Annotated in this window: 21 protein-coding genes and 1 pseudogene; 7 read left to right on the forward strand and 15 right to left on the reverse strand. The window is 43.5% G+C overall.

Annotation, left to right across the window (positions count from 1 at the left end):
* Positions 1-263 precede the first annotated feature (263 nt).
* Both tnpB and KSW37_RS07265 read right to left on the reverse strand, forming a co-directional pair.
* Positions 264-611 (reverse strand): IS66 family insertion sequence element accessory protein TnpB, encoded by a 348-nt coding sequence (gene tnpB / locus KSW37_RS07260; protein WP_117588063.1) that lies wholly within the window; start codon positions 609-611, stop codon positions 264-266.
* Positions 599-1009: a hypothetical protein gene (locus KSW37_RS07265; RefSeq protein ID WP_117588064.1), complete on the reverse strand. Its 411-nt coding sequence runs from the start codon at positions 1007-1009 to the stop codon at positions 599-601. The genes tnpB and KSW37_RS07265 overlap by 13 nt, the downstream gene beginning before the upstream one ends.
* A 357-nt stretch (positions 1010-1366) precedes the next feature.
* Between KSW37_RS07265 and KSW37_RS07270 the strand changes: the two genes are divergently transcribed.
* Both KSW37_RS07270 and KSW37_RS07275 read left to right on the forward strand, forming a co-directional pair.
* Positions 1367-1978 carry an HAD family hydrolase gene (locus KSW37_RS07270; RefSeq protein WP_254368575.1) on the forward strand — a complete coding sequence of 204 codons (612 nt, stop codon included), beginning with the start codon at positions 1367-1369 and terminating at the stop codon, positions 1976-1978.
* Positions 1979-2232: 254 nt separating this feature from the next.
* Positions 2233-3372: a DUF418 domain-containing protein gene (locus KSW37_RS07275; RefSeq protein ID WP_217313833.1), complete on the forward strand. Its 1140-nt coding sequence runs from the start codon at positions 2233-2235 to the stop codon at positions 3370-3372.
* 60 nt (positions 3373-3432) lie between these two features.
* Here KSW37_RS07275 and KSW37_RS07280 read toward each other — a convergent pair whose 3' ends face one another.
* The 5 genes from KSW37_RS07280 to KSW37_RS07300 form a co-directional block, all read right to left on the reverse strand.
* A complete protein-coding gene (locus tag KSW37_RS07280; RefSeq protein ID WP_217313834.1) occupies positions 3433-4593 on the reverse strand; it encodes a dicarboxylate/amino acid:cation symporter in 1161 nt (386 codons plus the stop codon).
* A gap of 88 nt (positions 4594-4681) precedes the next feature.
* Positions 4682-5902, reverse strand: a complete 1221-nt coding sequence (locus tag KSW37_RS07285) for an anaerobic sulfatase-maturation protein (RefSeq protein WP_217313864.1) — start codon at positions 5900-5902, stop codon at positions 4682-4684.
* A 55-nt stretch (positions 5903-5957) separates the two neighbouring features.
* Positions 5958-7496: an arylsulfatase gene (locus KSW37_RS07290; RefSeq protein WP_217313835.1), complete on the reverse strand. Its 1539-nt coding sequence runs from the start codon at positions 7494-7496 to the stop codon at positions 5958-5960.
* Positions 7497-7718: 222 nt separating this feature from the next.
* Positions 7719-9428, reverse strand: a complete 1710-nt coding sequence (locus tag KSW37_RS07295; RefSeq protein ID WP_254368576.1) for a RagB/SusD family nutrient uptake outer membrane protein — start codon at positions 9426-9428, stop codon at positions 7719-7721.
* Positions 9429-9680: 252 nt separating this feature from the next.
* Positions 9681-10583: an Abi family protein gene (locus tag KSW37_RS07300; RefSeq protein ID WP_217313836.1), complete on the reverse strand. Its 903-nt coding sequence runs from the start codon at positions 10581-10583 to the stop codon at positions 9681-9683.
* A gap of 191 nt (positions 10584-10774) precedes the next feature.
* Between KSW37_RS07300 and KSW37_RS07305 the strand changes: the two genes are divergently transcribed.
* The 3 genes from KSW37_RS07305 (at position 10775) to KSW37_RS07315 (ending at position 12323) form a co-directional block, all read left to right on the forward strand.
* Positions 10775-11314, forward strand: coding sequence for an RNA polymerase sigma factor (locus tag KSW37_RS07305; protein WP_217313837.1), 540 nt, complete (start codon positions 10775-10777; stop codon positions 11312-11314).
* Positions 11315-11361: 47 nt separating this feature from the next.
* Positions 11362-11751 (forward strand): hypothetical protein, encoded by a 390-nt coding sequence (locus KSW37_RS07310; protein WP_217313838.1) that lies wholly within the window; start codon positions 11362-11364, stop codon positions 11749-11751.
* Between the two features lie 65 nt (positions 11752-11816).
* A complete protein-coding gene (locus tag KSW37_RS07315; RefSeq protein ID WP_217313866.1) occupies positions 11817-12323 on the forward strand; it encodes a hypothetical protein in 507 nt (168 codons plus the stop codon).
* Between the two features lie 6 nt (positions 12324-12329).
* On the opposite strand, the pseudogene KSW37_RS07320 reads toward KSW37_RS07315, so the two are convergent.
* Positions 12330-12650: pseudogene (locus KSW37_RS07320) on the reverse strand (IS1380 family transposase); the annotation flags it as partial.
* A gap of 143 nt (positions 12651-12793) precedes the next feature.
* On the opposite strand from KSW37_RS07320, the gene KSW37_RS07325 reads away from it, so the two are divergent.
* Both KSW37_RS07325 and KSW37_RS07330 read left to right on the forward strand, forming a co-directional pair.
* The gene (locus tag KSW37_RS07325) at positions 12794-14116 is read left to right on the forward strand and encodes a glycosyl hydrolase family 28-related protein (RefSeq protein ID WP_217313839.1); all 1323 of its coding nucleotides are present in this window, start codon (positions 12794-12796) and stop codon (positions 14114-14116) included.
* A gap of 167 nt (positions 14117-14283) precedes the next feature.
* Positions 14284-16128, forward strand: coding sequence for a beta-porphyranase A (locus tag KSW37_RS07330; protein ID WP_254368577.1), 1845 nt, complete (start codon positions 14284-14286; stop codon positions 16126-16128).
* A gap of 320 nt (positions 16129-16448) precedes the next feature.
* Here KSW37_RS07330 and mobV read toward each other — a convergent pair whose 3' ends face one another.
* From mobV to KSW37_RS07365, 7 genes are all read right to left on the reverse strand, one after another.
* The gene (mobV, locus tag KSW37_RS07335; protein WP_217313840.1) at positions 16449-18482 is read right to left on the reverse strand and encodes a MobV family relaxase; all 2034 of its coding nucleotides are present in this window, start codon (positions 18480-18482) and stop codon (positions 16449-16451) included.
* Positions 18483-18671: 189 nt separating this feature from the next.
* Entirely contained in the window at positions 18672-19694 is a 1023-nt protein-coding gene (locus KSW37_RS07340) for a DUF6371 domain-containing protein (protein WP_217313841.1), read from the reverse strand.
* Between the two features lie 114 nt (positions 19695-19808).
* The gene (locus KSW37_RS07345) at positions 19809-21200 is read right to left on the reverse strand and encodes a DUF3987 domain-containing protein (RefSeq protein WP_217313842.1); all 1392 of its coding nucleotides are present in this window, start codon (positions 21198-21200) and stop codon (positions 19809-19811) included.
* A 4-nt stretch (positions 21201-21204) separates the two neighbouring features.
* On the reverse strand, positions 21205-21576 hold the full coding sequence (locus KSW37_RS07350; RefSeq protein WP_217313843.1) for a helix-turn-helix domain-containing protein: 372 nt from the start codon (positions 21574-21576) through the stop codon (positions 21205-21207).
* Positions 21577-21686: 110 nt separating this feature from the next.
* On the reverse strand, positions 21687-22454 hold the full coding sequence (locus KSW37_RS07355; protein WP_217313844.1) for a hypothetical protein: 768 nt from the start codon (positions 22452-22454) through the stop codon (positions 21687-21689).
* 366 nt (positions 22455-22820) lie between these two features.
* Positions 22821-23942: a site-specific integrase gene (locus KSW37_RS07360; RefSeq protein ID WP_217313845.1), complete on the reverse strand. Its 1122-nt coding sequence runs from the start codon at positions 23940-23942 to the stop codon at positions 22821-22823.
* Between the two features lie 128 nt (positions 23943-24070).
* A complete protein-coding gene (locus KSW37_RS07365) occupies positions 24071-25021 on the reverse strand; it encodes a helix-turn-helix domain-containing protein (RefSeq protein WP_217313846.1) in 951 nt (316 codons plus the stop codon).
* Positions 25022-25170: the final 149 nt, after the last annotated feature.

Here is a 25170-nt window from a genome sequence, read left to right on the forward strand (position 1 = left end):
GATTCCTTTCTGGACGAGTAGTTCTTCTAATGACTTTATACGTTCAATGAGTTCGCTGACCTGTGCAGTCAGCGAACCCACCGTAGCATTAGCTTGCTGAAGCTGTTCGTTTGCAAGCTGAAGCTGTTCCTTTAAAAGTACTATAATTTCGTCCTTTTTCATAGTGCAAAGGTACGAAAAAATATCGAGACATGCAAGGATTTTCAGATATTTATTTTTACTATCTTACTGATACACAACCTATTAAACGCAATCTTGCACGCCTACAGATTAAGCCGTTTTCTATATCTCATACTTTTCAGGCAAATTCCGCTCATGATGGCAGATAGTGTCTTGTAAGGCATTTTGCATTGTTTGCTTTGGGGATCAAAGAATGGTAATTCAAAGGTTCCTCGCTCCAGTCGCTTCTGATACAGCAGGAAACCGTCGCCATCCCATTTGAGCATTTTTACCTGCTGGCGGTTCTTTGAGAAGAAGATGAAGACGGCACCACCGAGTGGCGGCAGCTCCATCTCCGTCCTCACAATCTGGTACAGGCCATTTATGCCCATGTTCATTCGGACATATCGCTGGCAGACGTAATACTGGGTATTTTCGTTTAGTCCAAACATAGCATATCCTCCTTTTCATAAAGTTTCATCAGATGCATGACAGATTTGGCGCTACCTTTCTTGATGGTGACTATCGTTCCATTTGGGAAGGTTAGGGTTATGCCAAAAAGATAGTTCTCTGGACAGACGGGTTCGGATGGCATTTCCATGGGAAGAAACATCATCCCAGTGTCCTTGGCTATTGCCTCGGAACATTCCTTACGAGCTTCGGCCTGAAGCAGACGAATCTGCTGTTTGGCTAACCTAACAGAATAACCTTTCTCTGACATCCATCTATGCATCGAGCGATGGTTTACATGCCGTTCCTTTAAAAAAGGAATCAAACTGGCTTTTGGATTATGATTCAAATGAATCTGGAAGGCATTCCATGCCCTCTCATAACGTTCTGTTGCTCTCATAATTTCGTTGCTTTTAAAATTATGGTGCAAAGGTAAGAAATTTTACGATAAAGGGCAAGGTATAAACGCGGAGCCGCTTACCCCGAGTGTGGCAATAGGTGGCAATAGGTGGCAATAGGAAATGCCCTTATTGCCACGCTTAAATAACTGAATATCAGTTAACTATCTTATAGCGTGGCAATAGTGGCAATAGTTTTAGAAAAACTTTCTCATACATAGGCTTTCCTCTTTTACTAATAAATGTTATATTCCCGCCATTCCTTTTCCAAATCATTTGTTTTCTCCCGAATTTACAGTACTTTTGCAGTAAGTATCTGATTAAAGATTAAAAGTGCGATTTAAGATAAGGTATAGATTATGCAATACAAGAATATCATATTTGATTTAGGTAATGTCCTGGTGAAGCTCAATCCGGAAGGATGCATCGGGGCTTTCAAGGCGATAGGAATGGGGGAACTGGCGAATCCGAATCCTCAGAGTGAAGGGATGAAGCTGATGAGCAAACTGGGTGTGGGAATGATTACCACCGAAGCATTCTGCGATGCAGCCCGTGAGTTGACAGGAGCTGATGTGACGAATGAAGAAATCATCGATGCAGCCAACAAGATGCTGGTGGAGATTCCTGATGAGAAAAAGGAGCGACTCCTGCAGTTGAAGAAGGCTGGTTACCGCCTCTTCCTCTTGAGCAATACCATTGATATACATTGGGATTATTGCGTGGAGCATCTCTTCCCTTATCAGAACCATGGGGTAGAGGATTATTTCGATCACTGTTTCCTCTCTCAGCGAATGCATCTGGCAAAACCTGATGCCCACATCTATGAGGAGGTAATCAGACAGGCGAACATCCATCCCGACGAAACCCTCTTCATCGATGATCTGAAGGAAAACTGCGAGGCTGCCGAGAAACTGGGCATCCATACCTTCCAGAACGTGAAGTTCGATGATTGGCTTTCACTTCGATTCTGACGGAAATGTCAGAATCGAAGCTTTTATTCGTTGAATAATTTTGTGTTAATTTGCATTTTTTCTGATGAATAATCGCAATAACTCCACACTTTTTCTGACGAATATCTGTAGAAGTCCACACTTTTTCTAACGAATAATCAACAAATTCCCACACTTTTTCTGACGAATAACTAAGGAAAAGGCTGATTTATTCGCTTTTTCCAATAAAATGTTATACCTTTGTGGGCTCATAATAACTAACATACAATATCAAAATGAATTTTTACAAGACATTAGGACTGAAAAACAGCCGTATTGACGTGGCTGATGCCTTGAGAGGATTGGCCGTAGCAGGTATTATTCTCTATCACTCTGTGGAGCATTTCAATATGTACGATGGAAGCATAGCGCATGCTTATACGCTGGGGTGTGATGATTGGATGGCAGATGTGCTGGCATTGCTGCTGTCGGGAAAGATGTATGGCATCTTTGCCCTGCTCTTCGGATTAAGCTTCTTTATCATGAATGATAATCAGCAGCAGCGTGGAAATTGCTTTTCGGGTAGATTCGCCTGGCGAATGTTCCTCCTGGCAATGCTCGGTATCGTGAACACCGCCTTCTTTGATGGCGACATCCTCTTCTCCTATGCCATCTATGGACTGGTTCTCATCCCATTGAGTTATCTTCCTACCAAATGGCTCTGGTGGGTGGTTGCCTTCCTCTTTATCCAACCGGTAGAAATCTATTCCCTCATTACCGGATGGCAGGTAGATGCATCGTCGTTGAGTGAGGTGTATGGAAATATGTATAACGGACATCAGCACGGCAGTTTCCTGGAGAATGCCTACAGTAACCTGCGATACGGACAGGTGGCTACCTATTACTGGTGCCTGATGAAGGGAAGACATACGCAGACCATCTGCCTCTTCATACTCGGAATGCTGGTGGGTAGAAAGCGTTGGTTCTACAATGAGAACAACAACCTGGCTTTGTGGAAGAAGGTGCTGATGGTTTCCATCCTGGTATTGATTGTGGGAGGCATAGCTGATGTGCGCCACATGGAAACATGGAACAATTGGCTTTATCCTATCTACAACTTCTTCATCCTCTCGTTTGTAGTATCAGGATTCGTATTGTTATGGTACGGAAAGGAATGGTTCAGAAAGGGATTGTCATTCCTGCGCCAGTTTGGTAAGATGAGTCTGACCAACTATTTCCTCCAGTCTATCATCGGTTGCGGACTGTTTGCCTATTATGGTTTCAATCTCCAGACAAAGCTTGGCATCACCTACGCCTTTTTTGTGGGTATTGCCATGGTGGTAGTACAATGCCTCTTCTCCAACCTCTGGCTCAAGTATCACTCCCATGGTCCTTTCGAGGGAATATGGAAGAAACTGACCTGGATTAAGTTCTAAATATTGGTTTTATATATAAAAAAGGTGTGTCATGGACTAATGACACACCTTTTTATTTTTTTATTTATCCTTTCTGAATATCTTATCCACGACAACAGCAATAGCACCATCGCCCGTTACATTGCAGGCGGTTCCGAAACTGTCCATCGCAATATAGAGGGCTATCATAAGCGCTTGCATATCAGCATTGAAACCTAAAACTGAGGCTAGCGGACCGAGCGCTGCCATGACGGCTCCTCCCGGAACTCCCGGAGCTGCTACCATGCAGATGGCGAGCACGAAGATGAAGTTGAGAAAGAGAGGAAGATTGCAAGGCATACCATTGATGAGACAGATGGTAAGCGCACAGCAGGTAATCTTCATCATTGAACCCGAGAGGTGGATGGTGGCACAGAGCGGAATGGTGAATCCGGCAATGCCATCGGTGACGCCGTTTTTCAAGGTCTGCTTCAGAGTTACCGGAATGGTGGCTGCTGATGATGATGTGCCAAGTGCCGTGAAGTAGGCTGGCAACATGTTGAGCAACAGCTTAAACGGATTCTTGTGGGACAAGCCACCAGCCAACAGATATTCGTAAAGTAAGATGACGATATGAAGTACGAGAATCACGAGGATAATCTGTGCGAAGACCAGCAGAATATGGTAGGCTTCGCCGGAGAATGTCATGCCCAGGAAGATGCCGAAGATATAAAGAGGTAGGAGGGGAATGATGACTTTGGCGATGACGCCAGACACTATTTCCTTGAATTCCTGGAAGATGTTCTTCATGGTGCGGCTGCCTTTGTGGGCAATGCCCAGTCCGGCAATGAACGAGAATACGAGGGCACTCATCACATCTACCATGGCAGGTATCTTGATTTCGAAGAAGGGCTTGAGTTCTTCAGCCTTATCTACTGCCACATGGGCTGAGTTGGCTATCATGTGTGGAAAGAGTGCCGAACCTGTACCATAGGCAAGCAGACCCGCCAGGATGGTGTCGGCAAAGGCGATGCCCACGGTGGCAAGGAGGAGTTTTCCGGCTCCATGACCGATGTCGGCAATGGCTGGTGTTACGAGACCGATGATGATGAGCGGTATCATAAAGCCCAGAAACTGGCTGAAGATGCCGTTGAAGGTGAGAAACGCTCTGACGGCAGCTTCATTGAAGAAATTGCCGAAGATTACACCCAACAGGATGGCAATGATGATTCTTGCCAAGAGTGGCATTTTGATTCTTTTCATATCCGTATTTTTGCTTTTTTGTCTGCAAAGGTACGATATTTCTGACTTTTCTCCAAGTATTTTGCTGTTTTTTTAGAATCTGTCATGCTTACTGTACAACTTTCATGATGTTCGAAGGTGGGCGCTGCGACATGAGTTCCTGCTTCATGTAATCCATGTAGGGCGCTACATGCTGATAATAATGGTAATAACCCGGACAGAGATAGTTGAGACCGGAATCGCCATACTTATCTTTCATGAAGCGGTTCTTGGGGCATTCTCCATGACAGGCAAACTCCATGTCACACTCCTTGCACTGGCGGGGAAGAGAACTGTGTTTCAGACGGCTGAACTCCTGTTGCTGCTCACCATAAAGCATGTCGATGAGCGAATGGTCACGGATATTGCCCAACTTATACTCCGGAAAAACAAAGTGGTCGCAGGAATAAACATCGCCATTGTGCTCCATCACTCCCGCATGACCGCATTCCTTGGAATAAGCACAGATGCCGGGAGAAATACCCATCCAGTTTGCCAGTGTGCAGTCGAAAATCTCAACGAAGATTTTGCCCACATCCTTCCGAACCCATTCATCGAAAATTGCACAGAGAAAGTAGCCCCACTGCTCCGGCGCAACCGATGCCTCGCTCAGAGAAATCTCATCCTTGTCGGCAAGACTTGCCAGGGTACGGCCATCCTCATGTCGGGTCAGTCGCTCAACGATAGGTGTGAACTGCAGAAACTGACAGCCGTTTTCCTTGAAGAAGCGGTAGAACTCCAGCGGATGATTGGCATTATAGGCATTCACCACCGCCATCGCATTCCATTCTACCCCGTGTTTCTTCAGCAGTTTGATGCCTTGCATCACCTTCTTCCACGATGGTTTTCCCGCAGCCGTCAGCCGGTAATGGTCATGATCAGGCTGCGGACCATCGATAGAGATGCCTACCAGCCAATGGTTCTGGGCGAAAAACTCGCACCATTCATCGGTCAGCAACGTGCCGTTGGTCTGAATTACGTTGTCGATGCGCCTGCCTCCAGCATACTTTTGCTGTAGGGATAAAGCCTTGCGGTAGAAGCCGATGGAGCGCAGCAGAGGCTCGCCACCATGCCAGGTGAAGAGCACCTGGTTCATGGTTTGCGCCTCAATATATTCTCGGGTAAACTGTTCCAGCATCTCATCGCTCATCAGATGTCGCTGAGCAGTGGGATAGAGCTTGTTCTTCTCCAGATAATAACAGTATTTGCATGCCAGGTTGCAATGGGCACCCGCAGGCTTCAGCATTACATACAGTGGCTTGGCAAATGGATTTGCTATGTTGTCGTTCATCATTTTTTCTTGAATCTAGTTGTAATCTCTATCTTTCTGTAACCGGGAGAGAAAATCAGAACTTTGGCAGCGTAATTTCGAAATCCTTGCTGTCTCGATGCTCCTTTCTGATGGCAGCCAGGAGTTCGGTAAGAATCTTAGGATGTTCTGCCGCCACATTATGGTCTTCGTGGATATCGGAAGCCAGATTATAGAGCCGCGGCTCGCCTTTTACTACCACCAGTTTCCAGTCGCCCTTTCTCACGCCAATCTGGTCGGTTTCGTGAAATTCCCAGTACAGGTAATCGTGATGTTTCTGCTCTGCATCCTTGCCCAGAAGGGTAGGAGCGATAGAGATTCCGTCGAAACCATCACCAGCCAACTTTCTGTTGGTATAACGCTTGGCAAAGTTTCTGATGCCAGCCAAATCGCAGAAAGTAGGCAGCAGGTCGTAAAAGGCAAACTGGGTATCGTTCACCGCTCCTGCCTTGATATGCTCAGGCCACCAGGCGATAAATGGTATGCGGATGCCGCCTTCGTAGCACTGGCGCTTCAGACCTTTCAACTTACCGTCGCGACCGAAGAACTCTGGATCAGCACCACCTTCTTCATGCGGCCCGTTATCTGAAGTAAAGATGACAACGGTATTCCTGTCGAGTCCCTTCTCCTTCAGCTTGGCGAAGATTTCGCCCACATACTGGTCCAGTCGGGTAATCATTCCGGCAAACTGTGCATGGGTATGAACCGCAGCGTTGTATCTCGAATCTTCCCATCCGCCCCAGGTTTTATCGGTAAAAAACTGTTTCTGGTAATTCTCTAGAATAGAGTCTTCCGGCTGGGCTAGTTCGGCATGCGGCAGGGTATAGGTAAGGAATCCTACGAAAGGATGTTCCTTATCCTGTCTGTCAATCCATTCCAGTGCCTTGTCGTGGATGATGCGGGCAGAATACTGTTTGCGCTTGAAATAATCCTTGCCGAACATCGAATGCTGGATGTTCTGTTCCATTACTTCTCTTACCACCGCTGTATCTCCCATTGCACGACTGTAGCGGTTCAGGAAGTTAGGATAATAGAGATGAGCCTGAAACTGGCAGATATAGCCATAGAATTCGTCCACGCCACGCTTGTCGGGAGTAGAAGCCGAACCTTCATATCCGCCAGCCCATTTCCCGAATACGCCGGTTCTATATCCTTTGTCCTTCATGATTTCGGGCAGAATCTTATGCTGCGGGTCGTAAGGTTCCTGTCCTACGACAGAATACTCCTCGTTGTTGCCATATTTTACCATTGGCACACCTCTCCAGTATTCCTTGTTTCCACGCACATGTGTATGTCCCGTATGCTGACCCGTCATGATGGTAGCTCTCGACGGAGCCGAGACGGGAGAACCGGCATAAGCCTGGGTGAATCTCATTCCCTCCTGTGCCATCCGGTCTATATTAGGCGTGTGGATATAAGGTTGGCCGTAGCAAGCCAGATCGCCATATCCCATGTCGTCACACAGTATGAAGAGAATGTTGGGTGGGGTGTTTTGGGCGAAGAGAGATAGCGGCAAGGCTTGCAGGGCAGCCATCGCCAGCAAAGATCGGTTGAAAGGTTGATAATTATTAGCCATAATGTTTTGTATTAAGTTATATCTTGCAAAGATACGCTGAATATTCGTAATTACCAAAAATTTCGGGATATTTCTTAAGAGTATTTCTCTTATTCTTCATAAAAAAACTGTGCCCTTCCTGTTTCACAACAGAAAGGGCACACAACCTAGTCTATTCTCGTACATAATGTGTTGGTACAACATAGAATAGTTGATTTCTTATGAATTGATTACTTAAAAAGTTTACCTCTTCAAGTTCGGGTTCTTCTCACCGTCGGTTGTTGGATATGGACAGTAAATTCTATCCTCAGACCAAGTACCCTTAACGGTAACGCTCTCCTTGGCAGTGTATTCCTTGCCACCCTCTTTCGCAACAACGATAGGAGCATTGGCAACGCGATACTCGAAGTTCTTCTTGAGCTCGTCCATACGGAGCTCATCTGAACGGCGGGTAACCATAGATACCCAGTTACCTGCAACTTCCCATCCGTGTTCGATGTAGCAAGCCTCAGCAAGCTGGGCAGCGCTCATGTTGTCGATCTTTACGGTAGTTCCGTCGCCAAGTGTCACATTTTCAACATCTGTTACGGCACGGCTGCGAACCAGCTTCAAGCATTTCTTAGCTTCAGTCAAGTCAGAGAGGCCTGCACGGGATGCACTCTCAGCATACCAGAGGAGAACCTCTGAATAGCGGATGAGGTTATGACGGCGGTCATTAACCATACCCTTATAGTTGATTCCCATGTAATCGTATGGCTGTTTAAGCATAGTACCCTTTTCGTCAGCATTGACAGTGAAGATAGTGAACATAGGGTGATAAGCATCTACGACAGGCTTGCCATTGTTGTCAAGTTCCCACCAGTAAACGGCCTTGCTGATCTTATCCTTTTTAACTTCCTCATCGCCGATTTTCTCAGTGATAGTCTCCTGGAATGTAACTTTAGGAGCATAAATAGCATTCTTGCGAGGTCCCTCTGGATATCTCTTCCAGAAAGCAATTTCGCCCCAGGCGTCACCCCAGCCACCATCGCCGAGACCTTCGAAGCGACAGCAGGAAGAAAGCTGTGAGTCATGATCCCACCAACCCTTGGCATCGTTGTTGATACCGAGCACGGTCTCCATGTTGTAATTGTTACCCATAGAGTAAACGTCCTTCCAGTCTTGGTTCAAGATGAAGCCATAAGTACCATTGTTGGTGATGACATCCTTAGCCAACTCAGCAGCGAGCTTATAGTATTCTGTTCCCTTGTTGAGCGGATAACCTGCCATTGACATATAAACTGCTGCCAAGGTAGACTGTGCAGCCTGTTTGGTAGCCCAAACGTCAACTCCGAACAAGCGGGCAGGCTCCTTGTCATAACCTGTAGGAAGTTCGTTGATGGCATCCTTCAAGTCTTGAACGATCAATTCGTATACTTTCTCAATCTCAGATGGCTGAGCATTAAACTGTTCTATGTTGGTCTTAGTGATAATAGGCAATTTGCCGAATACACGTACCAGATAGTAGTACGAGTAAGCACGCCAGAAGTGAGCGTTTCCCAATGCGGTAGCAATCTTAGCCTTATCACCAGGGAATTTCTCAGAGCCCTCGATAATCAGATTGGCTGTCTTGATAACTGCATAATGCTGAGTCCAGGCTTCTGTAACACCCTTGTTGGCACCATCAGAATCAAATGCATCGAGCGCAGCACAAGCCTGCTTGTTGGAACCAGGGTTAGCAGTGATATCATCTCCCTGCCACTGTGGATACATAGGGTTAGTCCAACTTTGTGTCTGATTCACTTTATCGTACAGCGTATTAACACCTGCGGTGTAGTCGTCTTCGATGGTATAGAATGTGTCTGGATTCAACTGACCCTTTGGATCCTCATCCAGGAAATCGCCACATGATGTGAGTGACAACATGGAAGCTGCCATGAAGCAACCTGTATATAATAATTTCTTAGTTTTCATAATTCTTACAGTTTTTGTATCTATTATTAGTTGATTATCAGTATTATACGTTCTAAACGGTAGAAAAGTGACTGTGTGGATTCTATATAGATACGAAATGGCTAAAATTTAACGTATTTAACTTTTGGTTACATCAAAATTACATAGATATGGATTGGATGGGGGCGTTTGAACCGACCCCGTAATATGATAAAAAGGAAACAAAGAAGACCATGTAAGGGAATGAATGATCAGTAGCCATTCCACATGTTGTTACCTCCATAATGGTTCCGTTTCCCATCCCTGCGGAAAGCCGAGAGCTTTTAAGTCAATTTCAGGAAACCGAATGAACAACCATGTTAGTTTGGATTGCATATCATTATTTGGGGATATAACATTAAGAAAGTACTTGATGATGCAAAGATCAAAGTAAGCACGCATGGAATCTGTTGGCTGCGTTATCCATTCTCCTGCGGGACTATTGGGAATTGCTGGCTGAATAGCATTCTGCTTGTTCCATACTCTTGAATGATGGCCACAGGCATTTCGAGTAACAGCAATAACCGTAAGCCATGACTCAAACACATTTATAGGTAAACCAAAACGTTTTGCTATGCGTTTGCGTATGCGATTTTGTTTGATGTTGCGATAAATGGCATTGACGTTTCCAATAGTAAGCAGCTCTCCTAAAATCCACGATGGTGGGTAAGGTTCTGAGTAGGTTCGTTTGAAATGGAGAATGAACTCCTCCTTGGATTTGCTATATTCCTTGGATATAGCTCGCATTGTTTCATTAAACTTTGAACTATCCAAGAAATAAGAAGAGTCAGTAAGCCAGAAAGGATTGCCAGTCATATCTGCTGTTATTTGCATCACCGCACGTCTGATAGCAATTTCAATCTTTTCTATTTCATTGAACATGAGCAGTCTCAGTTTCTTGTCAAAGCGATAAAGCATCATCACCTTTTTGAATGTTGAACCTTCCTTATACAAATGTGCAGTTTTGGGCATCTTCAACAAAGGGTACATGTAAGCAGACAATCTGTAATAACCAATATTGTCAAGGTATTGTATGGCTTTGTTTCTATCACAAATTTGTAAACCTCGAGATTCAAGCAAATCAACGAGATTTTCTGAAGATTCAAACCGTTTTGTAAAGGGAATAAGACTCGCCATATTCAAATGTGTATAAACAAAAAACGCCTCGCACGATTTGAGCATTGTTAAGAGGCTTGGCGAGGACTGACGCTGCTAAGATACGAATAATCATTGATAATACAAACTTTTTTAGAAAAAAAAGTATTCCGCCTTTTTACTTTTCCCATTTTGAATGGTCATATTATTGTAACGTTTATGAATAAACGAATATGAGTATAAATGACAATGGCATAGTGGATACGCTGAAGGAATGCCCGGAGAACGGATTCAGAATGCTGATGATGAAGTATCAGAAACCGGTTTACTGGCATATTCGCCGACTGGTGGTTTCGCATGATGATGCACAGGATGCCTCGCAGGAAACCTTCGTGAGAATCTATCGCTCGTTCGGCAACTATCGGGGCGATTGCTCTCTGAGAAGCTGGATTTATCGCATAGCCACGAATGAGGCTCTTAGGATTATCAGCAAACGGAGACAGGAAGTTGTTTCCATAGAATCGGAAACCACAGGTGTCAACCTGATTCAAGGTGATGATTATATCGACTTTGATGATAAGGTGGCGGTGAAACTGCAAAAGGCGATTCTCTCGCTTCCGCCCAAGCAGCAGCTGGCATTCAATATGAGATATTACGACGAACTCGAGTTCGACGAAATAGCCAAGGTTGCGGATTCCACACCAACAAGTATCAAGGCAAGCTATCATGTTGCCAAAGAGAAAATTATTAAGTACATGAATTCGAACGATTAAGTGAGAGTTCTGTGAGTTTTTAATGGTTATTCAAAATGGAAAAGAATATGGATACAAATTTTGATTTCAATAAAACCGGGAAGTTCAACTTCGACCAGGTGGGTAAGCGGATGCCTTACTCAACGCCAGAAGGATTCTTCAAAGAGATGGAAGCCAATATCCTGGAACAGGTGAAGGATGACAAACCGAAACCTGTCAGGATACAGCCGAACAAGCGACCTCTGATAAGGGGGATATGGGCGGCTGCAATGGCAGTGGCAGCATCGGTGGCAGTACTCCTGGTACTCAATATCGATTTCGCTGCGCCTCATTCTTCTCTGCCATCTCAGGCAGATAATGAGATGCAAGCGGTAGATCAAGCTTTCGCTCAGTTATCTTCTGCTGATCAGGCTTATTTGCTCAATGTTTATCAGGAGGATGTCTTTCTTGATGAATAAACGGATTCAAGAATATAACAAGGATATAATTAATAGATTCTATAATATATAAATTAAGGTGAATTATGAAAAAGATTTTAGGTATTTTGATGATGGTCATCACAATGATGACTGTTTCTGTAAGTTCTTACGCACAGGCTCCTAATCAGAAGGCTTCTAATCAAAAGCAGCGCCTTTCTCGTGAACAGTTGGCTGAAAAGCAGGCACAATATATTGCTCACGATTTGGGTCTTGATGACAAGACCAGTTCTAAGTTTATTGGCACCTATACCGAGTGCCAGAAAGAAATTTGGGCTTTAGGATCTCGCCCTCATCATAAGAAAGGCGAAGTAAAGACAGATGCTCAGACCGAACAGGAGATTAAGCAGCGTTTTGAGATGAGCGAGAAGATTCTTGACATTCGTCGGAAATATTACAAGAAGTACTCGCAGTTCCTCACCCAGCAGCAAATACAGCGTGTTTATGAGCTTGAGCGTCAGATGATGAAGCGATTTGCTCAGAAGGGTTCTCGAAAGGGAATGGGAAAGGGAAAGAATGGTAAGCCTAGAGCACGAAACTTTCAGCAGCAATAAAATGATATCTGATGTGTATGAGATGTTTTCTTGCGTCAGTTCCTTTATCGCTCTGAGAATAGTATCAGAACTACAAGTGCGAAGTGTCGGATGAAGCGAGAGATGGTTCATTAAATGAGTAGTGGCATCCTCAATACATGAGCCTCCACAAAAATAGATACTCATGAGAGAACGGATGATTTCGCTGTACCGATAACCAAACGATTTACATCTTAAACCGAGGGTTGTGTCGATTACTGATGACAATATGGAGTCAAATTGCTTCATGATTGAAAATATTCCTCCAAAAGGAGTGAGTTTCTCTGATTTAATTTGTATTTTTACCATGTCATACTAGAGTTTTGCTTGTTTTCTTTTCGCAACACTAAGATAAGTGAAAATTCTGACATGGCAAAATTCTAAGCAACTTATTGTTGCTCAGGATATTGTAAATAATGTTAAACTGAAATGTTGCGGAATTAAGGATTGTTATGAATAAACTGATTATAGCTTTATTATTGTTGTCTTTAGGTGGAGAATATTCATTTGCATTCTGTAAGCCTAAAGATACTAATTCAATGTGTAGAACAGAATTGTCTATCAAATCTAGTTATGTGGAAACTATAGATAAATATAAATTAGAAAAGAATATTGTAAAAGACTATAATGCTACACCTAATTCAAACTTAGACCAGTCTGAAATTTTTCAGAATGCTATAAATGATATATCTGAAAATGGTGGTGGAAGGCTTTATATACCTGAGGGTGAATTCTGTTTGGCTAACGTATATATGAAGTCTAATGTGCATATATTGGTAGACAATAAGACCGTATTAAAACTAGCATATAGCAATAGAAAAGGCAACTCATGTATTTTCATTTTCTCAACAGAAAAAGAGGATGGTTCATATATTGAGAATTGTTCAATCAGAGGAATAAATGGTAATTATACAGTAGACTATTCTTATCTTGAACCAGGAAATAAAAGTTGTGCTCGTTTTATAGTAAATAGATTAGTAAAGAATTTTCTTATAGCAGATGCAGTTATAAAAGATAATTATACTAAGTTTTGTGGAATTGTATTTGTGCCTGCAAGTAAATATGGGGCAGATAAATGGGAAATATCTCGTCCTACAAATGGAGAAATAAAAAATTGTAGCATATTAAATGCAGATTCTGGATATGGTCTGTGTCAATTGCATGGAGCACAGTCATTGTGCTTCAGAGAAATATATGCAAAAGGTGGTGTAACATTACGCCTGGAATCAGGTGCGGGTGGAAAATATGCAGGTGTTTATGATATACAAGCAAAGAACATACAAAATGAAAATGGACGTGCTGCCGTTATGTTAAACCCTCATACAACGCATAATGGTACGGTTAAGATTGATAGTGTATGGTCCAAAAGTTCTTCTTTTTGTCTGTTAATTCATAAAGGTTTTATTGACAAAAAGCATAAAGATGACCCTAATGCAACAATAGGTTCATATGCAGATGATTCTGAAATAAATAATGTTCATGCTATATTTGGAACACATGCACAAGTTGATAGTAAGGATGTTTATGTCTTAGAACCTAATATTGATATGTATAAACTTTTTCGTAACAATAATCATGGTAATAAAAAGTCTTTTGATGGTCCATCTCTTGCAGCTGTATTTAGTTCTGTTGGTGATTCATGGAAGATAAGAGTAACTAATATAACATCAGAAGGATTTTACGGAAAAGCTAAAGGTATAGTAACTTTAGAAGACATAAAAGATAGAGAAAAAAATAAGTGGAGTATAGTTAAAAATTTACCAAATATAAAATAGTTGATCATAGCGCTCAAACAGTACCGCTTGTATCAAAACGACAAAAAAGTGCTAATTCGACAATTCAAAAAGTGCTAATTCGACAAAAAGAAGCTCAAACGACATTTTTTTATAATTTTTACAGGAAAAGTTTTTCTAATCTTTTGGGCATAAAAAGGAAAGAAATTATGAGCTATAAATATATTTTTCTGTTATCGGCATTTACCCTAGGTGTTCCTCCCGGTATTTATTGTCAGGAAAGGAACGAGGTGGTTGTCGACTATAATACCCGTCGCTTTTTGAGCGGTGTTTCAGAACTCGACCGTTCTAAATATTTCAATATTCATTCCACCTCCGATGATGATAAGGATGTAGGCAAGTTTCTTGCCGACTATCAGGTCGGTCTTGGAAGAAAGTTCTGGGGACCATACTCGTATGCGTATAACAAGACGCATGAGGTAGGCAAATATCCTCAGATGAAACCATACAGCGGAAATATTTCCGTAAAAAGATATATTGCCACAGAGCATCCCTATGTACAGCACATACAGGGCGGCATAGACGTTCAGGCTGCAGGTGCATGGTCGGCTGAGTATTATTCCAACAGCGAGCTGGTACCTGAGTTTTTTGAACCCCTCAATGAACCGTTCGTTCATGCAAATGATGCCGGTTTTACCGTTCAGGGACAGGCTATGCGCGAACTGATGGTCGATTTTTATGCTTCAATAGGTAAACATATACACAATAATCCGCGTCTTAACGGAAAGATGAAGGTGATAGGCTATGCCGCAGCCTACCCCGCCTGGGAGGATGGGAACTTCAATTACTGGAACACCCGCATGAAAATGTTCATCGATCGTGCAGGTGCATATATGGATGGATTCTCTGTACATCTTTATGATGGAATAAATGTAACCGGCACCGATACGAAACGTTCAGGAAGTAACTCCGAAGCAGTTCTTGATATGGTTGAGGCGTATTCCTATATTAAGTTCGGACATGTCAAGCCTCTTGCCATTTCCGAGTTTGGAGGTATTGACAACAGCAAGCCCGACGACAGCTATGATGACATAAGCAGTGTGCGGAGTGTTTCGTCGTTTAATCATTTTCTGTTTAATCTGATGGAACGTCAGGACAATTTGTTTATCTCAATACCTTTTGTCTCAGATAAGGCTGAGTGGCATATCACCGCTGCAAACAATTATACTTCATATAGTGCGGCACTGTTTATTCCCGACAATCCTCAGAATCTGAAGAATACCACATGGAGGCTTAATGACAAAAAATATTTCTTCGAACTCTGGAAGAATGTAAAAGGCGAACGTGTTGATATAACCAGCAGTAATCCTGATATTCAGGTACAGGCATTCAAGGATGGAGGCAGACTCTATATCGCCCTTGATAATCTTGATGATACCCCGCAGACTGTATATCTGAACAATAAGAATAGCTGGAAGGATGTATCGAATGTCACAAAGCGTTCTCTATATGTCAATTATAACGCAGGTATAGAATATACGGAACAGAATGTCCCGTCCATGCCTGAAAGCATCTCAATTGTCCCAAATCAGACCATAGTCCTTGTAGCAGATGTGTCTTCGTCAGCATTCACGAACTCCATAATCCGCAATAAATATTACAGCAGTGAGTATCTGAAACCGATTTCCGCCGGATCATCCCTTTCGTTCCCCTTCACAGGAATCGAGTCTGGTTCGGGCAGAGCAAGCTTGCGTATGTCGATAGGCCGTCCTGTCTCTGCTTCCAAGAAACCGGTGGTAAAGATTAATGGTACCGCTGTGAATGTTCCCGACAACTGGAAAGGCTACGGCCAGAGCAACCGCAATATATTTTTCGGTATGATAGAAGTACCGTTCGACATACTGCTGCTGAAGAATGGCGATAATAATGTCGACATCACCTTTTCCGACGGAGGAGGTCACGTATCGTCCATGATACTGCAGGTTGAGAAATATACTGTCTCTACCTTGCAGAATGGAACCTTCAGCGAAGGACTTTCAGCATGGCAGCCATAGGGTAACTATGGTACGGTTTGCGTACAGACTGACAATGCAGGCAATAATGTAGCCTGTATATCTGGTCATGCAGGACTCATGCAGAGGGTTGACATGGAGAGTGGCAGGACTTATCGCTTCTCTGCTGATGTAAAGACCGAAGGAGCATGTAAGTTGAAAGTCATGCTACAGGATATGTCTACAGGAACGGTATATACAGAGGAATTTTCTTCTCCCGGCAATTATAAAGCCGTATCTTTCGATTCTATTCTTTGCCATTTTATATTGCAGTATAAAATCTAAACAAACAACTAACACAGGCAAGAAATAGTCCTTCTGAATTACAGTGATATTCTTTTTCCTTTCTTTTGTAGAATGCTCCCCAGCCCCACCTTTTGTGTTCCGTCCCAATTCGTAAGTTGGTCGGCGCAGCCATTGGAGCCACCGAGTGAAACGTATGTGTCTGCACTGCATGACATATAGTCAACAAAAGCGAGAAAGTTGTCAATGGCTTTGTCTGTGAATTGAACTTCATTCGTGGCGAAGAGTTTTGTCCAACTGGTGACACATTCTTGCTTGAAGTCTGTAAAACCTTTCCACGACATACCAGATAAGAAACTTTTTGCTGCCGATTCTATACAGGCTTTAGAGTCCAATCCAATATTATGCTTTACAGCAGATGCCATAATGCCATAGTATATGGAAGCCGATTCTTTCTCGTTGAAGTTGACTCTGTCTGTTTTTGCAAAGGATGATAAAGTTTTATACCCCTCTCTGATGAACTTGTCAAGCACTCCTATGTATCTATCTTGCCGAGCTAAACTTTCACGTTTGGTTTCGGCTTCTTGCCGAGCCTTTTCTTTTGCATCTTCCTCCTTTCGTGCTTCCACTCGTCTCCATGCGTCTGTCATTTCAGGCTCTTGCCAAATGGCATTCCAACGAGCCTTCAAATCATTGTACATTTCCAAAAGTGTAGTATTATAACTTTTGGCACTGGCGAGTTCTTCCTTCGCACAGACAAGTTGAGTAGTCACTCGCTCCACAGCCTTCTCGTCAAGTTGAGAGATGTGTTGTTTGACTTTGTTGTTTTCTGCCTTTAGCGCATCATTCTCGGCACGAAGCGACTTGTTCTCCTCTATCTGCTTATTGAGGTTCTGCATATAGTAAGTGTACGTCTTGTTGACAGACTTGCGTACACCTTCATTCTGCTTGTCACGTTCTGCATTGATGGCTGCTACAAGAGCTTTGATAGCATCATTGATGTTTGTTGTCCGTTCCTCACGCCACGCCTTTTGCCCGATAATAGTAGGAATTGGGATGGCAAGTTCTTTCTTTACGGCATTCATCGCTTCTTGAACTGGAGCCTTGATGTTGAGTAAAGGAATGGTCAGCTCCTTCTTGTCGATTGTGGCAAGCACTGCATATTTCTCCACTTTGTCAAGAGCGACTTTCGCCTGACGTTCAGCTTCAATCACCACCTTGTTCTTATGCTTGCGTCCTCGCTTCTCTTCCTCTGAAAGTTCATCATAGGAGAAGCCTCTTGCCAAGCCATACTTATGCCCTACCTTGTTGTAATAGTCAGTATGCAGTTGGGAAAGGTATTGTGATTTGTCCTTTGCTCGCTCTCCCCACACTTTGGCATAAGAGACCCTTTCAACAACACCCTTTGCCGCTTCCAATTTTGTGTAGTTGTCACGTTCTTCTTTTGGAAGTGCTCTCCATTCCTTGGTAGAGAGAACCTTTTCTGGATTATCCTTGTGAATGTACTTGCTTCCGATGCGCCCACGTTTCCTTACTTGTTCAACAGGCACGGTCTGCACATGGGCATGGATGCTTGTCTCGTCACAATGCACATCAAAGCCGATGACATTCTCTTCTCCCCATTTCTCACATGCAAAGCGGTAGGTGTCCAATGCCCAGTCATAGATGCCTTTTTGCAATACAACTTTGCTGTGGTCAGCATTTGGATCTGATGTGTTGAGTTTCTGTTCACCAAAGGCAAGCCTGTTAAGCACATCATGGTCACCACTGAAGATGATGCCGACAGTGCAGTTCGGACTGTTCCTTGAAACTTGGTCGGTACGCTTGGCATCCATATATGGCTTGAAGCCAAGTTCATCAAGTCTGTGCTGCAAGCGTTCATGCAACGGCACCGACTGGGAACCAAGAGGCACTATCTTTCCACCCTTGACTATCTCAAAGTTGAGTCTCTTGCGTGAGTAGTTATAATGGTTGTTCTTATCTATGTCTGCGTTTTTTAGTTGGTAACGCTTCTCGTCCCAACCTCTGCGTTCCGCCTCGTTGCCAACTTGGGACGAGAACGATTTCTTGTCTGTGCCTACATGGATGGCGGCACGTGGTATGTTTCTTTTCATAAGAATCTTGTTTGAGTTTGTAACATTGTTATAGTATAACTGGTGACAGGTCTCGGGCGGAGCCTGAGCATAATAGAAGGACTTTTTAAGTGAACAGCGTCAGCAAGTGAATCTAAAAGTCCCTATTATGTTTAGGACTTTTGTGAAAGTCCGTCACGCAAGCGTGCTCGCAGATCCTTACCCACTCTGCTATGACTCTTCTACCAATACCAACCCAAGGCTGTCTATCAGATGTTGGAGTGGCGGATGTTGCTTTATCAGCCTTTGTAGCGCCATCTGCGGTGTTTCCGTCATCAATAGGAAGTCGGCAATGTCAAGACCTTTGGTCTTTTGTTCATCGGTGGCATTGTCTTCCAAGATGTTGCTTATGACAACCCTTTTGCAAACAGATTGCAGCAATGGAATTTTTGATTTCCATTTGTCCGTTGCTCCAAGGTCAGGGAATAGAATGATGTCCCGACCTCCCAATACCTTGACAGCGATTTGGTTGAGACAGCCATGCATACCTCCAGTTGCCAGCCAGATGAAATTGGGGATGAAATGGGATGCGATTATGGCAGTTTTTTCACTCTCGACAATAGCGACCGACATTGTGGGATGCTGTGCCAGCAAATGCTCACCAAAGAAACATTGGCACAAGTTGAAATCTGGAAGATGAAGAAAAGCATGCGCCCATCCAACATAAGAACGTGGCTCTTTCACACGATGTCCGTCTTTGGGATTATATAGCATGACCTTGCCAGTCCTCACCTTATCATCCTTGTCAACTTGCCAATAAATGGTTGAGCCTCCCCACTTATAGGATGTTCCGACATGATACATCTTCATCAGCCTTTCTGTCTCTTGTTCACCAAAGACCTTGGAAAGGTACTGGTATAACGGATTGATTCCGTAATGAGACAAGGAACGCTCCATAATAGCGTTGGCGATATAGAAAATAGGCTTTTCTACGACTTTCGGTTGGATATTCCTTCTTGTCGGATATGGCAATTTGTCCTTAGACAGAAAGTCTGGATGCTCACGGAAATAGTCTTTAGGAGTATAGTGATACCCACAACTATGCTCATGGTCGCATTTGCCTACATTGTCAGGGAAGGATACTTCCCCCTCATCATCTATGTATCTTGTGAAACAACGCTTGCGCTCACAATTCGGGCATGTGTAACGATTACCCAATCTGTATTTCTCCAAGTGAAATCTATACTCGTTCATCATCGTAACTGAAATGAATTATTGGTGAATTTCAGCTTTCAGTTCTTTCATGTTTTCAGTTACGCACTTGTCAACTGAAAAACTGAAACAAATGAATACTGAAAACAGGTTGGTTTATGTTTCAGTTGCCTGTCCTGTTTGGAACTTTACTTTTTCGTAAAATCCTTTCTTTGCCTTTGTGATTAGTCCAGACTTCATAAGCTCCTTTATATAGTTCATCACAGTACGGTCTGTAACATGCAGATTCTCCATTCCTGTTTTTATGGCTGTTTTTGTGTCAAAACTGTCTTCCAACAGATACAGCAACTCCTTGGACATAGAATCACAGGTATCTTCAGCAACAAAGGCTCGGCAGCGTTGATAACAATTCTCACAGTATTCATTGAGTCGTAATGCTCCTTCTATGGAATCCACATCAATACTTTGCAGATGGCTCTCGCCACAGGCGTATCTTAGAGCTTGGAGCAATAAGGCAATGCGTGCGACATGGGTATTGTGCTTCATCACCCTCGTTTCAACATCTTCATCGTCTTCTATGGCATTGATGGCATCCACATTTCTGTTCCACCAACCAAAGAAAAGGGAATGTGCGTCCTTGTCCATATAAAGGATATTTGGACAACATTCATTTGTGTCATTACACCTTGCATAGTCAAGTCCAAAGATTTTCCCGATGATGTCAGCCCATTTTCTTGAAGCCTCGCTCTGGCGCACATGGCCGTCTTCCTCATCCAGCCAGTGTGGAACTTTCTTGGATTTGGGATATACAACCAGAATACGGTCAAGAAAACCTGTATCCATGAATTTGGAAGCCATCAGTTCCTTCATTCGTTTGGTCTGTGTTGTACCGATGATGTTGACACATGGCTCTTCTACACGTTGTGGGCGGTCATTCTTGACACGTGTGTTCTCCAAGTGGCATCCGCTCCAGATGGAAAGTAGGCGTTCAAGCATGGGATTTTTCCCATACCTGTCTGTATTGGCAAGCAGTCCGAGAATTTCATCATAGTTGATGGCTATGCCACGCAAGTTGTTGTAATGCTCCAATACCAGAGCCTCCAATGTAAAGTCATCCAATGTGACCCTTTCCAGAATAGGCTTCTTCATTTCCTTGCTTCCGCTTTCCTTTGTTGCACATGCTGCCTCATATAGGTCAAGTTCATAGCAAAACTTGTCAAACAGCTTTCGTTCATACTCCCGAATTGGCTTGTATGCAAGCTGTAATGGTGGAGTTTTGCCCATGCCAGGTCTGCCAACCAATATGATATAAAGGGCGGCATTCGTGTCCCAATCCTGCTTAACGTGAATACGATAGGTATTGCCAAGAGCCGCTGATGCTGCCGACAGCATGGACATGGCGACATAATCCACCTTGAAATTGCCGTGCACCACCATGTCTATGATGATGGACTGCATTTTTTGTGGAAATACCTCAAGAGGGAAGCCTGAGTCCGCTAAAGACTCGGCTTCCATGTTGATTTTGTTGCAGAGTTCAAGCGCATCCATGACATTACCAGTTTAAGGGTTTCGGCTTGCGCTTGTTTCCTGCAAGAATGGCTGCATTCTCCTCCTCTGCTGTGAGAGGTACAGGATTCTTGCGGTTAGTCTCCAGCCACTTGTCAAGTTCATCTTGATAAAGGCAGTAACGCTTGCCCGGCTTGGTGGCAGGAATGCTGCCGTTTCCAAGTTTCATGTAGAGAGTTGCCATCGGCATCTTTAGGTATACCGATGCTTCCTCCACACTCATAGGTATGTGCGTATTAGCCTTGTGTGGCTTGTTCTGTGATTGCAGACTGATGATCATCTGCTTCATGCCCACCACTTCGTCCCGAAGCTGGGCAACGACCATTGGAAGGTCGTTGAAAGTTAATTCCTTTGTCATATACAAGTTGTTCTAAAAAAACTGGGACAAAGGAACAGAATGATGCTTCCGTTACTGAGGTTCGTGACAGTCATTTGTCATTCACGAAGGAATAACTCTAACAATGGGGATTATTCGGGAGTTTTCTCTGTCACATCATGGAAATCATGTCTACCATTGTCTGGCTCAACAATCGGAATGACATCATTGGAACATGGCGCTTTCAGGTTCTTCAATGTGCTGTAGTCCAAGCCTTCAAACGCTTTGGGAAACAAAGCCTTGATAAAGGCTATTCGCATTGCCATTGTGTAATCACGCTTACCCAAACGTTCTGCGATATTCCACACGAAGTGCCTTAAAGGAATATTCTCAACCGTCTCCTTGAAACGGTTTATTGCTATCGGGGTATAGTTGGTGTCGTTGCTCCATTCCTTGACAGCCTCAATTACCTTGTACAAATCTTCCTCATACAGAAACCTTGACATGGTACGATGTACATAGTCAAGTACGGCTCTCGTTCGTTTTTCCTTTATCTCCTGTGCTTCTTTTTCTTGTGCCTCTACACACTTGGCATAGTCCTCATGACTGTATTGTACTGACTCTGTTTGTGGTAATGTTTGCTTTGGCTGTTCTTGTTCCGTTGCTGGCTCTGCTTCTACAACGTTTTTCTTTGTCTTGCTGTTGCTACCAATGGTCATCAGTTCATAGGGATAATTCACCATGGAAATGAATATCGCCCAAAGCAGGATGTTGCTCCCTACAAAGATGATTGACTCGACAAACAGACTTTGGTGAAAGTCATTGCCTACATACATAGCCACGACAAGAGAGATGGCGAGAATTGCAGTACCAACAAAAGCGTAGATGGTACAATCTGAAGTTGTCTTGTTTTCTATCATTATTGTATTCGTTTTATTGTTATTCGTTCAAAAACTTCCACAAAGTTAGATGCAGAAGCATGTAAAAACAGCATTTACGTTCTCTGGCACTCTTTCTTTTACGCTTTATTAGCGTTCTAATATGATTTCATACTCTGAATCATACTTGAAACAGCTCGTTAGTGCCAGTTGTTGCTGATTACTGGCTACAAAGGTAAGGATGAAGAAAAGGGATATTTGCAGTTCCTCTTTAATATCAACAGAAATTGGAATGTATTTGTCGAATTGGTTCTATCCACGACAGCAAATAGAACCAACAAAATGAGAAAAGGACTATTGGAACACTATCATTCCAACAGTCCTTTTCTGCGTGTTATTGTCAAATGGTTACTTCTTCAAGGTGATACAGCCAACCGAAGCACGCTTCTGGGCATCGGAAATCTTGGCATACACCTCTGTTGTTGCCACATTCTTGTGACCGAGATAACGCTGCACAACCGCAATACTTGTTCCTGCGTCCAACTGGAGACAGGCAAAGCTGTGGCGTGAGCAATGATAGGAGATATGCTTGGTGATCCCTGCATCTTTCAGCCAATTTTTCAGCGGTGCCTGTGTCATGGAGTCTTTGAAATCAGGGAACACCTTACCTCGTTTATCTGGTGAATAGCCTATCAGTTCCAAGGCTTCCTCACTGATTGGGTTATGCACGATGTCCTTTGTCTTCTGCATTCGTGTGGTGACATACATCACACCATCGCTGCCGTATGGCTGTATCTCCTCCCAAGTGAGCTTCTTGATGTCGCTCTTTCTCAAAGCCGTTAGGCAAGAGAACAGGAAGGCTCGCTTCAAGGCAGGAGCAGAGCAAGGTGTAGATGCCAAGCGGATAACCTCGTCTTGTGAAAGATGCTCCTTGTCAGTCGGGATTGTCTCGATACGCTCCAAGAAACCGTTCGGGTTCTCCTTTATCTTGCGGTCACGATAGGCAGTGTGGATTGAAGCACGGAAAGTTGACCAGTAGTTGGCTGCTGAGTTGATATGTAGTTTTCTGTTCTTATGCAGTCCCTGTGGCGCTGTCAGCAGATACTCCCGAAATCTGTTGCACAAGTCCACGTTTATCTCCCCGAAGGTACACTTGCCTTGCGTGAAGGAACGAAAGTGCATATAAACGTGTTGCCACTTAGAGTTCTTCTTGTCTGCCAGTTTCTTGAAATAGGCAAGGAAATCGCCTTTCATCTTCTCCTTGTCGAAGAAATCGTAACGCTCGTTGACGATAGCCTCGAAGCGACGGCAGCGTATCGCCTCGGCTCTTGCCGTAAGATTGAGGTTGTACTTCTGTTCCGTCTGGTTCTTTGGCTTGGCATAGATGTAGATGCCAAGCGACTCATGGCGGATGACTTTCATCGTGCTCTCGTCACGATAGCCTGGATAATAGTCAAGATAATAGGACAGCATGCTTCCGTCCTTGATTTTACGTGTACGCAATGATACGGTCTTGCAAATGTTGCTCATAACTGATATGTATTATTGATGAATATTCATGGTGAAGTGTCTCTTCACGGCTGCAAAGGAATAAAATGATGCATCCGTGACTCCAATTATTCATAGTAACTGATGGATAATACTGAAATCACTTGCTTTCACAGTCCTTTAGCAGCCCTTTCTGCCATTGCACGTTCCACATCCGTCTTCAAAAGCAGGTTTTTTACGCCCACTTTTACCTTGCTGATATGGTGAACTTTCACTATATGGCAGATATTGGCACTTGTAAGACCATACAACTGCTGTACTTGTTCTGTAGTATAATAGCTGTCATCGCTCATTAAGTCAGTCCTGCGCAGTTCTTCAAGATGCTCCTTTGAGTAATAGGTACGACCGTACTCACGTTTAGTGGGTATCTTATGGCGATATGCATATGCCCTAAGTGCCGACTTGCTCATGTTGAAAACATTATCCACATCATCAGCTGTCACCCATTCCTTGATGCTGTGGATGTCAACGGCAGTACCGAAAAACTCATCAATATGCCGTTTGCTGTAATAGTTCTTGCCAGCAATACGACACATTGGTATCTGGTTGCGTTTGGCGGAGGTGTAGAGCCAAGACTTCTTGACCTTATAAATGGACATAACTTCCTCACCAGAATAATAGTCAAGCACCTCATTCTCCTCTTTCCCTTTTGTTGATTCCTGGTTTTGTGTTGGCTTTTCTGTTTTTGCCTTTTTACTGAGCTTGCTCTTGCTGACAGGAACCACACGCTTGTAGGGATGACCCTCAAACATCTTCTCTATATCAGCCTTTCTTACGAATGCCATTCGGCTGCTCAATCTTGATGCCTTCAACTTGCCGTTAGCCACAAGTTTGTAGATATACTGTCGGGTGCATCCCATCAGAATGGCAGCTTTGGAGAAAGTAAGATACTCCTGATGTTGCAGATCCATGATTGGCTCAATACCGTTAATCAAGTCCTGCTGTCTTTTCTTCCTAAGACGTTTTGCCTCTGCCTGACATTCCTCGGAACAGTATTTCTGCATACCGCTTCTTGGCACGAATGTTTTGCCACAAAATTCACATTTTCTTGTCGGTCTCATACTCTTTGATATTGTTATGTTCTACATAATTTGAGTATTCCACCGATGGAGTAAACGGAAGTGAACCATTGACAACCTTTGTCAACCCAGTCCACGATATAACGCTTTTTGTCTATCAGCTTCAAATCTGTCCTTCATCGTAACCACTT

It is taken from the genome of Segatella copri, assembly GCF_019127135.1.
GTDB lineage: Bacteria > Bacteroidota > Bacteroidia > Bacteroidales > Bacteroidaceae > Prevotella.

Bases quoted from the DNA above. Each gene is read 5' to 3' on its own strand.
- tnpB (WP_117588063.1), bottom strand. From the start codon at position 611: ATGTTTGGACTAAACGAAAATACCCAGTATTACGTCTGCCAGCGATAT.
- KSW37_RS07265 (WP_117588064.1), bottom strand. From the start codon at position 1,009: ATGAGAGCAACAGAACGTTATGAGAGGGCATGGAATGCCTTCCAGATT.
- KSW37_RS07270 (WP_254368575.1), top strand. From the start codon at position 1,367: ATGCAATACAAGAATATCATATTTGATTTAGGTAATGTCCTGGTGAAG.
- KSW37_RS07275 (WP_217313833.1), top strand. From the start codon at position 2,233: ATGAATTTTTACAAGACATTAGGACTGAAAAACAGCCGTATTGACGTG.
- KSW37_RS07280 (WP_217313834.1), bottom strand. From the start codon at position 4,593: ATGAAAAGAATCAAAATGCCACTCTTGGCAAGAATCATCATTGCCATC.
- KSW37_RS07285 (WP_217313864.1), bottom strand. From the start codon at position 5,902: ATGAACGACAACATAGCAAATCCATTTGCCAAGCCACTGTATGTAATG.
- KSW37_RS07290 (WP_217313835.1), bottom strand. From the start codon at position 7,496: ATGGCTAATAATTATCAACCTTTCAACCGATCTTTGCTGGCGATGGCT.
- KSW37_RS07295 (WP_254368576.1), bottom strand. From the start codon at position 9,428: ATGAAAACTAAGAAATTATTATATACAGGTTGCTTCATGGCAGCTTCC.
- KSW37_RS07300 (WP_217313836.1), bottom strand. From the start codon at position 10,583: ATGGCGAGTCTTATTCCCTTTACAAAACGGTTTGAATCTTCAGAAAAT.
- KSW37_RS07305 (WP_217313837.1), top strand. From the start codon at position 10,775: ATGAGTATAAATGACAATGGCATAGTGGATACGCTGAAGGAATGCCCG.
- KSW37_RS07310 (WP_217313838.1), top strand. From the start codon at position 11,362: ATGGATACAAATTTTGATTTCAATAAAACCGGGAAGTTCAACTTCGAC.
- KSW37_RS07315 (WP_217313866.1), top strand. From the start codon at position 11,817: ATGAAAAAGATTTTAGGTATTTTGATGATGGTCATCACAATGATGACT.
- KSW37_RS07325 (WP_217313839.1), top strand. From the start codon at position 12,794: ATGAATAAACTGATTATAGCTTTATTATTGTTGTCTTTAGGTGGAGAA.
- KSW37_RS07330 (WP_254368577.1), top strand. From the start codon at position 14,284: ATGAGCTATAAATATATTTTTCTGTTATCGGCATTTACCCTAGGTGTT.
- mobV (WP_217313840.1), bottom strand. From the start codon at position 18,482: ATGAAAAGAAACATACCACGTGCCGCCATCCATGTAGGCACAGACAAG.
- KSW37_RS07340 (WP_217313841.1), bottom strand. From the start codon at position 19,694: ATGAACGAGTATAGATTTCACTTGGAGAAATACAGATTGGGTAATCGT.
- KSW37_RS07345 (WP_217313842.1), bottom strand. From the start codon at position 21,200: ATGGATGCGCTTGAACTCTGCAACAAAATCAACATGGAAGCCGAGTCT.
- KSW37_RS07350 (WP_217313843.1), bottom strand. From the start codon at position 21,576: ATGACAAAGGAATTAACTTTCAACGACCTTCCAATGGTCGTTGCCCAG.
- KSW37_RS07355 (WP_217313844.1), bottom strand. From the start codon at position 22,454: ATGATAGAAAACAAGACAACTTCAGATTGTACCATCTACGCTTTTGTT.
- KSW37_RS07360 (WP_217313845.1), bottom strand. From the start codon at position 23,942: ATGAGCAACATTTGCAAGACCGTATCATTGCGTACACGTAAAATCAAG.
- KSW37_RS07365 (WP_217313846.1), bottom strand. From the start codon at position 25,021: ATGAGACCGACAAGAAAATGTGAATTTTGTGGCAAAACATTCGTGCCA.